At 41.8% G+C, this 11070-nt stretch carries 6 protein-coding genes and 1 rRNA gene; 3 read left to right on the forward strand and 4 right to left on the reverse strand.

Going from position 1 to position 11070, the window contains the following annotated elements; genetic code table 11:
- Nucleotides 1-2: 2 nt before the first annotated feature.
- Nucleotides 3-257, reverse strand: a complete 255-nt coding sequence (locus QUB80_RS06275) for a hypothetical protein (RefSeq protein WP_289788618.1) — start codon at nt 255-257, stop codon at nt 3-5.
- A 756-nt stretch (nt 258-1013) separates the two neighbouring features.
- On the opposite strand from QUB80_RS06275, the gene QUB80_RS06280 reads away from it, so the two are divergent.
- Together QUB80_RS06280 and QUB80_RS06285 are read left to right on the forward strand one after the other, a co-directional pair.
- Nucleotides 1014-1784: a hypothetical protein gene (locus tag QUB80_RS06280; protein WP_289788619.1), complete on the forward strand. Its 771-nt coding sequence runs from the start codon at nt 1014-1016 to the stop codon at nt 1782-1784.
- A 287-nt stretch (nt 1785-2071) separates the two neighbouring features.
- Nucleotides 2072-5962: a hybrid sensor histidine kinase/response regulator gene (locus QUB80_RS06285; RefSeq protein ID WP_289788620.1), complete on the forward strand. Its 3891-nt coding sequence runs from the start codon at nt 2072-2074 to the stop codon at nt 5960-5962.
- A gap of 178 nt (nt 5963-6140) precedes the next feature.
- Here QUB80_RS06285 and QUB80_RS06290 read toward each other — a convergent pair whose 3' ends face one another.
- Together QUB80_RS06290 and QUB80_RS06295 are read right to left on the reverse strand one after the other, a co-directional pair.
- The gene (locus QUB80_RS06290) at nt 6141-6641 is read right to left on the reverse strand and encodes a GNAT family N-acetyltransferase (protein ID WP_289788621.1); all 501 of its coding nucleotides are present in this window, start codon (nt 6639-6641) and stop codon (nt 6141-6143) included.
- A 97-nt stretch (nt 6642-6738) separates the two neighbouring features.
- A complete protein-coding gene (locus tag QUB80_RS06295) occupies nt 6739-8700 on the reverse strand; it encodes a heavy metal translocating P-type ATPase (protein ID WP_289788622.1) in 1962 nt (653 codons plus the stop codon).
- Between the two features lie 224 nt (nt 8701-8924).
- On the opposite strand from QUB80_RS06295, the gene QUB80_RS06300 reads away from it, so the two are divergent.
- Entirely contained in the window at nt 8925-10922 is a 1998-nt protein-coding gene (locus QUB80_RS06300; RefSeq protein WP_289788623.1) for an amylo-alpha-1,6-glucosidase, read from the forward strand.
- A 65-nt stretch (nt 10923-10987) separates the two neighbouring features.
- On the opposite strand, the gene rrf is transcribed toward QUB80_RS06300, so the two are convergent.
- Nucleotides 10988-11070, reverse strand: a 5S ribosomal RNA gene (gene rrf / locus QUB80_RS35200); the annotation flags it as partial.

Raw genomic sequence — 11070 nt, forward strand, 5'->3', positions numbered from 1 at the left:
TTTTATGTAAATCTTTCCACACTAGAGCTAAATATCGGTTCTACTCGGATTGCCACAATCCGAGATGGACGCACTACCATATATTCACCCTGAATATTTTTGATCGGTACGTTAATAAAGTCGTTGGAATCAGACTTAGGTGTCAGTGCGCCGCTATACCACTTCTGAAAATCTTGAAATGTTGGAAAACGTACTTCTTCCCGGTGTCCACTTTCCATCATCAGGTAAACTGCGTATTCATTCGGAGTTCTAGACATATTAGTTGCATTATTTAAAACACATCTAACCATTTTGCACTAACAACCGTTTGAATGGAAAGAGGATATAAAAACAGTCGGGAGTGTTTATGACGTGTTGAATTAATCACCCATAGCTATTTTTTTACTCCTGTATATTACTTTCGCCAATGACGTTTGTTTTCCTACCAAGAGTTCCCTACCTCAAGCAAGAGCAATAGAAAGTTTGAACTGTTAACTTTAAATAGCAAAGTGAATAGTTTCAAAACTTAATAATTGGTGAAGTGAAACTGTATTGATAATTTTGGATCTTGCATAGCTATTTTTAGCTGTAATTAAAGCTATAACTAAAATATAATCGCTATTTAATCAAGTTACTTAATCAGGGAAAGTAAAGTTTAGTTTCAAAGAATTTTATTTCCAGAGCAAAGGTGTTAACTTAATAATTGAAGCTAAAAAGCTTCCCTGGCAGATCGAACAGCTAGTGAAAAATAAAAAAGAGGTAAAACGCTGTTGAAAACACATCTGTCTCGTCACAAAATAGCAACACCCAACTCACAAGTTGATATTTCCTCATAGTGGAAAGAAGGGGGCGCTGTAACTGATAAAATCACTGAATATAAAGGTGATTTGCCCAGTACATCCCTGGCTAAGATTAACAATAAAGAGGAAATCACTCACCTTTTAGCAGCTTGGGTGTTGTTGTTTTATTTACAGCAAGCTTAGGTGTAAGCTAATACTAAGTGGAATAGCACGAGACAGTAAAAATAACACCTTATGTCAATAATTGCTCTCAGAGCATGGTATCTTGAGAATTACGAGCCGATACCAGAGCTGGAAAAACGCCCACCAGATATTCGTCTGAGTAAAAAAAGTCTGCTGAAATCAGGACTAAGAGCGGACTTTTTGGAAGACAGCGAGGAAATTAAGCAATCAATATGGTTTGGGCGCTATCTAGAAGGGGAAAATATTGAATTTTATATAGAAGGTAGTGGAGGCTACGCAGTAGCTAATATTGACTTAATTAGTCATGAAATTTATTTCACTAAACAGTCAGTGTTGGCGCAGTTAGAGCCAACAATTTTTTTGTGTACTCAAACAGAGTATGCACAAGCAAGTAATGCTCTGCGTGAAGCCATGCTGAGTAGTTTGGAAAAGTTGAATGTGCGATCGCGTCTGCCGCTTAAATTATTAGAATCTTATCGCTCCAAAGATTCACCAACTAGAATCGGCAGCACAATGATGCGAAAAATTCGTAGGAGTTTGTTGTTTATTGCCGATACCACACCCATTGCTAGTATTGAGGGTAAAGAATCCTCTCAACAAATTCCCAGTCCAAATGTCTGTGTTGAAATTGGCTATGCTATCCAAAGTAAGCGAACTGAGCAAATATTATTGGCACAAATGCAACGCCCTGATTTACCAGGACAATTTCCTTTTGACTTGCCACCAACTCAAATTCTACAATTTCAAGACGCAAAAGAGCTAAATAAAATTTTGCCGCGAACAATAGAAACACAGCTAATGAGATTTAAATTGTTTGTTTAGGTTTTTATTCATATATAAAGTTGGTAGTTAGTTGGTAATAGTAACCATCTACTATTGTCTATTAATGATAGCGAGAGTGTATTGATACAAGCCAGGTGTAGAAAGCGATTTCTAAGTCAAAATCTAAACTTTCAAATAATATAATTTCTCTGTTAACCAAAAAATATGCATAAAGATAGATTTAAAAATTACTATCTTGTAAAATAAAATAAGTTGGTGACTAAATCATGATTATAAATCAATTTTAAAATTCACCGCGCCAGACAGATGCGGTTACATAGCCTTCAATGATGCACGTCAACCGCTTGCGCCAACATGGTTTGAATCAGATATCTTCACATTCTTTACTGATTGCAAAATCTGGCAGTGTATTCGCCATTATAGTTGGCGGCCTTGTCATGTTTGGCTGGTGGTTCAACTTAGAAGTATTTAAGAACTGCTTCCATCTCAGTAAAGTAACCATGAAGGGAAATACAGCATTATGTTTTGTTTTGTTAGGCATATCGCTGTGGTTATCTATCAAAAGCAGGGAACAGAGCAACATAAGAGTAATTTCAGAGCAAATACACAAACACTCTTATAGTATTCTGCTGGCAAGAGTATGTGCATTTGCTGTTTTCACGATTGGTACGCTGACATTAACCCAGTATTTATTTGGCTGGTATTTCGGTATCGATCAGCTGTTATTTCTAGAGGAAGAAAATCCTAGATTGACATTCAAACCAGGTCGGATGGGGTTAAATACAGCAGTAAACTTTATATTGATAAGTAAAGCTTCAGAACTTTTGGGGAAATCAAAAACTCATCGTAGTATTTGGTATGGGCAGATTTTGGCTTTATTTGCAGCCGTGATTTCCTTGCTAGCTTTAATTGGTTATGCTTACCAAGTAGAAGCTCTGTACGGCATACTTCCCCATGTAACATCAATGGCACTACACACAGCATTTACATTTACAGTGCTTTGTGTTGGAATTTTGTGGTTACAACCACAGCAAGGAGTAATGCAGATCGTCACTAGTCAAACCTACAGTGGTTTGCTTGCACGTCGATTGCTGCTGGCTGCGTTTGCAGTACCTTTGGCTACAGGATGGTTAATTCTACAAGGACAACGGGCAAAACACTACGATACAGCGTTTGCATTAGCACTGTTTGCAATTATTTCAATTGTAATTTTCGCAATTTTGATTTGGGAAACAGCTTCCTCTGTTCAACGTTTAGCTAACCAACGCGATCGCGTCAAGGAAGTATTAAAGACAAATTCTGAAAAACTGAGAAGTTTGGTAGAAGCTAACGTTATTGGCATTTTGTACGGTGACATCTACGGTGGTATCCAGCAGGCAAACGACAAATTTCTCCAAATGATTGGGTATACTCGCAAAGAGCTAAAAGCAGGCAAAATCAGCTGGAAAGAGATGACGCCACCAGAGTATTTGGATTTGGATGAGCAAAAAATAGCCGAAGCTCAAATAAATGGTGCTTGTACGCCCTACGAGAAAGAGTATATTCGTCGCGATGGCAACCGAATTCCGGTTTTAGTCGGCTACACACTAGTGGGGAACAAACGAGAAGAGTCAGTTGCGTTTATCCTAGATTTAAGCGCACACAAGCAAGCACAAGCAGCGCTAATCCAAAGCGAAGAGCGATTTCGGTTGGCGGTTGATCACATGCCAGATGTTTTTGCTATTTATGATGCCCAACGGCGATTTCAGTTTGTCAATGCGGCGGCTTTGCAATTATTTGGAAAGCTAAAGGAAGAAATAATTGGACGAAGGGATGAGGAAATTTTTCCTACTGAGGTAACACAACCTTATCTTGCAACTTTGATTCAGGCAGTCGAAACACGAACTATCCAAACAACAGAAGCCCGAATTACTTCTGTTAATCACGGTGTACTTACCACATTGATTAAGTATGTGCCGATTTTAGATGATGAGGGAAAGATTTATCAAATTTTGGCTTTTGCTGAGGACATCACAATCCGCAAACAGGCAGAGGAAGTTCAGAAAAATCAACAAAAATGGCTTGAGGATGTACTTAACCTAATGCCGACACCACTACTTTTGATCGAACCTGGAACGGCACAGGTAACTTTTGCCAACAAAGCGGCTAACGAAGTCGCTGGAGGCAAATTTCCGATGGCAGATTCAGCTACAGACTATCATACTCTCTACTACTCAACAGACGCCGAAGGCAATCCAATACCCGACGATCAAGCACCAGGAATAAGGGTGGCGCGTGGCGAACGCCTAGATGGTGTAGAGTTAGACTGGCATTCACCAGTAGGTATCCGCTCTTTGCTCATATATGCCGATACTTTACCAGCTATGCACGGCCATTCGGCTACTTGTGTCTTAACATTTCAGGATATTACCAATCTTAAGCGAGTCGAAAAAGCCTTATCATTGGGCTATAAACGGCTCCATTTATTATTTAGTACAGCTAGTGATTTACTATCGAGTCAAGAACCACTCAAACTGATTGAAAGTTTATTCCGAAAGCTCTCGCAGCAGATCGGGTTAGATGTTTACTTTAACTATTTAGTTGATGAAAACTCTCAGCTCATGCACCTAGCCTCTTGGTGCGGCATTGATGAAGAAAGTGCCAAAGAAATTGAATGCTTGAGGGTTGGTATGGGAATGTGCGGCACTGTTGCCCAACAGCGCTTTCCGATCGCCGTAGAAAATGTACAGCAATCAACTGACTCAAAATCAGAATTCCTGCGTGCTATTGGTGTTACAGCTTATTATGGTTACCCATTGATAGCACAAGGACGTTTATTGGGTACTTTGTGCTTTATCAGCCGCACTCGCTTGAAGTTTACCCAAAATGAAATGGGCATGATGCAAGCAGTTTGCGATCAGATTGCGATCGCTATGGAACGTGCCAGTTTGATTTCTTCTTTACGGCAGCAAACTGAGCAGTTGCAAGAAGCAAACCGCATGAAAGATGAATTCTTGGCAATATTGTCTCATGAATTGCGATCGCCTCTCAATGCTATCCTTGGTTGGTCACAACTTTTGCGTTCCCGCAACCTCAACGAAACTCAGATTCACAAAGCACTAGAGACTATTGAGCGTAATGCAAGGGCGCAAACACAGTTAATAGATGATTTACTTGATATTTCGCGGATAATTAGAGGTAAGTTGCGCCTTAATGTTCGCACTTGCGATTTGATTAATATTATTGAAACTGCTTTAGATACTGTAAATTTAGCCGCTCAAACTAAAAATATTCAAATTCAAACGATTCTCGATCCCACAGCAGCAATAATCTTCGGTGATGCAGAACGCTTGCAGCAGGTAGTTTGGAATTTACTTTCCAATGCAATCAAATTCACACCCCCAGGCGGACGAGTGGAGGTACGATTGTCAGGGGCTAACGATGGGGGAGTAGAGACTAGAGAAGATACTAATCAACGTGAACTAGACTCTTCCCAGTACCCAATCACCAGTACCCAGTCTCCAATATCCAATGCTCAAATTACCGTTAAAGACACAGGTATCGGTATCAGCCCTGACTTTCTTCCTTACGTATTTGATCGCTTTCGTCAAGCAGATAGTTCAATTACCAGATCTTATGGTGGACTGGGATTGGGATTAGCGATCGTGCGTCACTTGGTAGAAATGCATGGCGGTACTATTCATGTCGAAAGTCCCGGCAAAGAACAAGGCACCACATTTATAGTTAGTTTACCACTCCTCAAAACAGAACAATCAATAGTCCATACTCAAGAGTCGATAATCAATAGTCCTTCCTTTTCCCTCACTCCTTCCCTTACTCCCTGCCTCAGTGGTGTGCGCGTATTAGTAGTAGATGACGAAGCTGATACTCGCGATTTTCTCACTACAGTACTTCAGGAATCTCAAGCCGAAGTTCAAGCGGTGGCATCAGTGCAGGAAGCACTCGCAGCAATTGAGCGTTGTAAACCAGATGTATTAGTAAGTGACATTGGAATGCCAGAGGAAGATGGTTACTCTTTAATCCGTCACCTGCGATCGCAACCGCCAGAAAAAGGAGGAAAAATACCAGCAGCAGCTTTAACAGCATACGCTAGGGCGGAAGATCGTCGTCAGGCAATACAGGCAGGTTTTCAACTGCATATGCCTAAACCAGTTGATCCATCTGAGTTAATTACAGTAGTAGCCAGCTTGGTAGAACGCAATACTAATAACAAGTAAATCACCAGGGTGTAGGAACTCACCTATGCCGCCGAAACAAGTATTTTCAACTTCAATGCGGTTAATGGTTAATCAATCGCATTTATTCACGGGCAATTTCCGTTGCTCTGGTGATTCTTTAGCGGAAAACTCCACTAAAAGTAAAAAAGTAAAGGGTTTGGACATATTATCTCAATTCTTATTTTTGTACCGTATAAACACGCACTATTTTGCCCCACATATGGGCATCTTTCTCGTATTTCATACCATTCTTCATCGCTACCTTTTGAGATGCTATATTTGCGGGATCAATCAGTGAGATCAGGCGGTGAAAACCAAGTTGCTCAAAACCATAATTACGACAAGCAATAGCTGCTTCTGTTGCCAAACCTTGCCCCCAATATTCTTTAGCGAGTAAATAACCTATTTCCACTTCTTGTTGCCCATCTACCAACTGAGATATTATTCCACAACGCCCGATCAGCTTGCGATCGCCTTTGTGAATAGTTGCACACAGGCTCCAACCACCTTGTTTATAGGTACTGATGATTCTCTTTACCTGCTGTTGTGTTTGTTCATACGTATATATACTAGGATAGAACTTCATCACAACTGGATCGGCGTAAATGCGAGCTAATTCATCCACATCGTCTAGGGTAAGATGTTGCAGGATGAGGCGGGGTGTTTCAATGACAATCATCCAAGTTAAGATTTGAACTTGCTTGACGAGTTTTTAGTCTAAGCGAAACCTTTACTCACCATCTACGATCAAAATCTAAGATGACTACAAAATTGCCTTATTTTAGCAATCTCAAACCACTGAGCGTAACTAACACTGTAGAACCTTCATGCCCAACCACACCAAGCGGTAAATTAATATTTCCTAAAAAATTACCAACTAAAAGCAACAAAATGAATAAAAGGGCAATAACTATATTTTGTTTCACAATCACCTGCGCTCTTTTACCCAAGCGCATAGCCACTGCAATTTTCTCTAATTTATCTGCCATTAATACGATATCTGCGGTTTCTAAAGCTACATCGCTCCCTGCTTTTCCCATCGCAATACCAACAGAAGCCTGAGCTAGCGCTGGTGCATCATTAATACCATCACCTACCATTGCCACTGTTTCGTATTCTTTTTGAAGATGGCGGATAACACGCAGCTTGTCTTCTGGCAGTAACTCTGCATATACTTGGTCTATCCCAATTGCTTGAGCAACACTGTTGGCAGTTTGCTGGTTATCCCCAGTTAACATCACAACTTGTTCAACTCCGAGCTTCCGTAAATGTGCGATCGCGATTGGAGCTTCTGGTCTAATTTTATCAGCAAGGGCAATTAAACCCAGTATACTGAATGAAGTAGAAACAGAAACCATCTCCGCGTCAGAGTGTCCCCGCGTCCCCACGTCCTCTTGTGCTACCCAAACAACTGTTTTGCCCTCTTGCTGTAAAGTATGAGCGACTTCCTGCAATGGTAGAGGTAAATCAGTTACATATTGCTGTACAAACTCAGCTTTACCAACAATGAATTGCTGCTGTTTCACCAAACCAACAATTCCCTGTCCAGGTATAGCTTGTACCTCCACAGCGCTCTTGTATTCTAAATCGCCAGGCGCTTGCACAATCGCCTTACCAATCGGATGTTCAGAACGGGATTCTAAAGCAGCAGCAGTTTTTAATACATCTAATTGCGTATATTCACTATTGGTAATTACTTGGCATACTTCTACCTGCCCTATGGTAAGAGTACCTGTTTTGTCAAAAGCGATCGCCCGCACTTTTCCTACCCTTTCCAATTGGGCACCATTTTTAAACAAAATTCCTTGTTTTGCACCATTAGCAATACCCGACAGCAATGTTGGCATAATTGCTGCCATTAACGCACAAGGAGAAGCCACTACTAAAAAAGTTAAAGCACGATAGATTGTGGTTTCCCATTCCCACTTCCAAACAAACGGTGGCAAAATAATCAGAAAGATTCCTACTACGACAATTACCTGTGCGTACCTTCGTTCAAATCGCTCAATAAATTCTTGAGAAGGCGGTGCTTCTGTTTGTGCTTGCTTTACCAAACGAATTACGCGTTGAATTAAACTACTTTCCGGTGGTTGATGCAACTTCAGCTTTAATGCTCCATATCCATTCAGCGTGCCTGCAAAAACTTCCTCACCCACTGTCTTCTCTACAGGTAAGGATTCACCTGTAATTGCAGCCTGATTCAGAGCGCTGTAACCTTCCAAAATCATCCCATCTGTGGGAATTAATTCCCCTGGCTTGACAATAATTTCATCTCCTAGTTGCAGCTGGTTGACAGGAACGATCTCTTCTTGTCCCTGACGCATAACCCTTGCTGTATCTTGAGTTAGGCTCATTAAACTGCGGATACTGCGTTCCGTTTTTTGCATGGCATAACCTTCAAGTGCACCACTAACTGCAAAGATAAGAATCAAAACTGCCCCATCAATAATTAGATAATATTCTTTTCGCCACAAGCCCAAACCAGCAGCACCCAGTGCTGCCACAATCATCAACAAATCTACATCTAGTTCCCTTTCTTTAATAAGAGTAGTGAACCCCTCAAGGGCGCTTTCGTAACCACCAACAATATACGCTGCAGGTAGCAGTAGCAGCGCCCATCCCAAAAAGCCAAAGTGCAAAGCCAACCATCCTAGAAACAACAGCAATCCACAGAGAATTGCCGCCACAGCATCCATATGTTCTTTGGTAAATTGATGTAAGCGTCCTGGGTAAAGCATGAAATTCAAGTTAGCACTGACTTTCTTAAGCTAAACCTTGACATAGGTGTTAATGTCAAGCTTGTGTGAATAAATAGGTGACAGGTTACAGGGAACAGGGAAAAACTGTAACCTATTCCCTATCCCCTGTTCTTAGTAACTCTTAATTAGCTTCTCAGCTGGATGTAAAAGTCACGACGGATAATTAAAACAGTGCTCTCCAAAAGGTAGGCAGTGATATTGATATGTGCATTGAATTTGGTAGGGAAATTTGTGGTATCCTCTATACAGCAGAAACACGTGAATGGTTAGTAACTAATGGTATAAGTGGATACGCTTCTGGTACCATAGCAGGATTGCTGACTAGGCGCTATCACGGTTTGCTGATGGCAGCATTGAAACCACCTCTAGGCAGAACATTGCTATTAGCAAAGGTGGATGAAAATGTTTTGTATGGTAATAAAAATTACAATTTGTATACGAATCGATGGACTGATGGAATCGTCAGTCCTGATGGTTATCAGCACATAGAACGTTTCTGTTTGGAGGGTACTATTCCTGTGTGGCGTTATGCCTGTGCTGATGCCTTATTAGAAAAACGAATTTGGATGCAGCAGGGAGCCAACACTACCTACGTCCACTATCTTCTGCGCCGTGGCTCTCAACCGTTGCAGCTAACTCTCAAAGCAATGGTGAACTACCGCGATTATCATGGCGGCACCCAAAGCAATGGCTGGAAGATGAGTGTTGAGTTAGTGGAGCGAGGAATTTGCGTAACAGCTTACGAAAGTGCCATACCGCTTTACCTGTTAAGCGATCGCGCCAGTGCTGTTCCTGTTCACAACTGGTATTACGGATTTGACTTGGCAGCAGAACGTTACCGGGGATTAAGCGATCGTGAAGACCACTTGCACGCTGCAACCTTCCAACTTACTCTTAATCCTGGAGAATCTCTGACTTTTGTTGCCAGTACAGAAAAGGAACCGAATTTAAATGGTGAAGCAGCTCTTAGACTTCGCCATACGCAAGAGCAAAAGTTAATTACACAGTGGAAAACCAGCCGTTCTTCTCACGCGAAAGAAACTCCTACCTGGGTAAATCATTTGGTTTTGGCAGCCGATCAATTTATTGTAGATCGTCCCAGACACGATGACACTCATGGCAAAACCATTATTGCCGGGTATCACTGGTTTAGCGACTGGGGAAGAGATACGATGATTAGTCTACCAGGATTAACTCTTTGTACTGGACGTCCAGAAATCGCTCGCTCAATTCTTCGCACTTATGCCAAGTACGTAGACAAGGGAATGTTACCAAATCGCTTTCCGGATGAAGGTGAGATACCAGAATATAACACCGTTGATGCTACTCTTTGGTATTTTGAAGCCCTATATGCTTACTACCGTGCTACCGAAGACGATGACTTGCTAGAAGAACTTTTCCCTATTTTAGTAGATATTATTGATTGGCACAGTCGCGGCACCCGTTATAATATCCACCTAGATGCAGCAGACGGGTTACTTTATGCTGGAGAAGCGAAAACACAACTGACTTGGATGGATGCCAAAGTCGGTGATTGGGTAGTAACACCACGTATTGGCAAACCGATAGAAGTAAATGCCCTTTGGTACAATGCGCTGCGGATAATGGCAAACGTTACCCGTCGTATTGGCAAACCTCACCAAGAGTATGATGCTATGGCTGAACGTACCTTAGTTCGCTTCTCCCGCTTTTGGAATCATGAAACAAGTTACTGCTATGATGTGCTAGATGGTCCCGATGGAAACGATCCATCCCTACGCCCCAACCAAATTTTTGCTGTATCTCTATCTGAAAGCCCTCTTACCCCTCATCAGCAAAAAGCTGTAGTAGATGTCTGTGCGCGAATACTCTTGACTTCCCACGGCTTGCGATCGCTTTCCCCTGATCATCCCCAGTATCAAGAACAGTATGGTGGTGATCAACACCAACGAGATGGCGCATATCATCAAGGGACAACGTGGGGGTGGCTAATTGGCCCCTTTGTGTTAGCGTATCTAAGAGTTTATAAAAATCCAGTACAAGCCCGTCAATTTCTTGAACCAATGGCTAATCACCTTCATGCTCATGGTGTTGGCAGCCTCAGCGAAATCTTTGATGGTAATGCTCCCATGACGCCACGAGGTTGCATCGCCCAAGCTTGGACTGTGGCAGAAGTGCTACGTGCCTGGTTAGCAACCGAGCAGTTACTTACTCCCGTGTAATCAAAAAACCAAAGCCTCCTGTAGATGAGTAAAGGAGGCATTTTTGATTAGATTAGTAATAAAAAACCTGGCACCGAGCTATTTTCACGTGGGGCAACCCCCAAAGTATCGTCGCCGCAGCAGCGTTTCACAACTGAGTTCGGGAAGG

Source organism: Chlorogloeopsis sp. ULAP01 (genome assembly GCF_030381805.1).
In the GTDB taxonomy this organism is placed as follows: domain Bacteria; phylum Cyanobacteriota; class Cyanobacteriia; order Cyanobacteriales; family Nostocaceae; genus Chlorogloeopsis.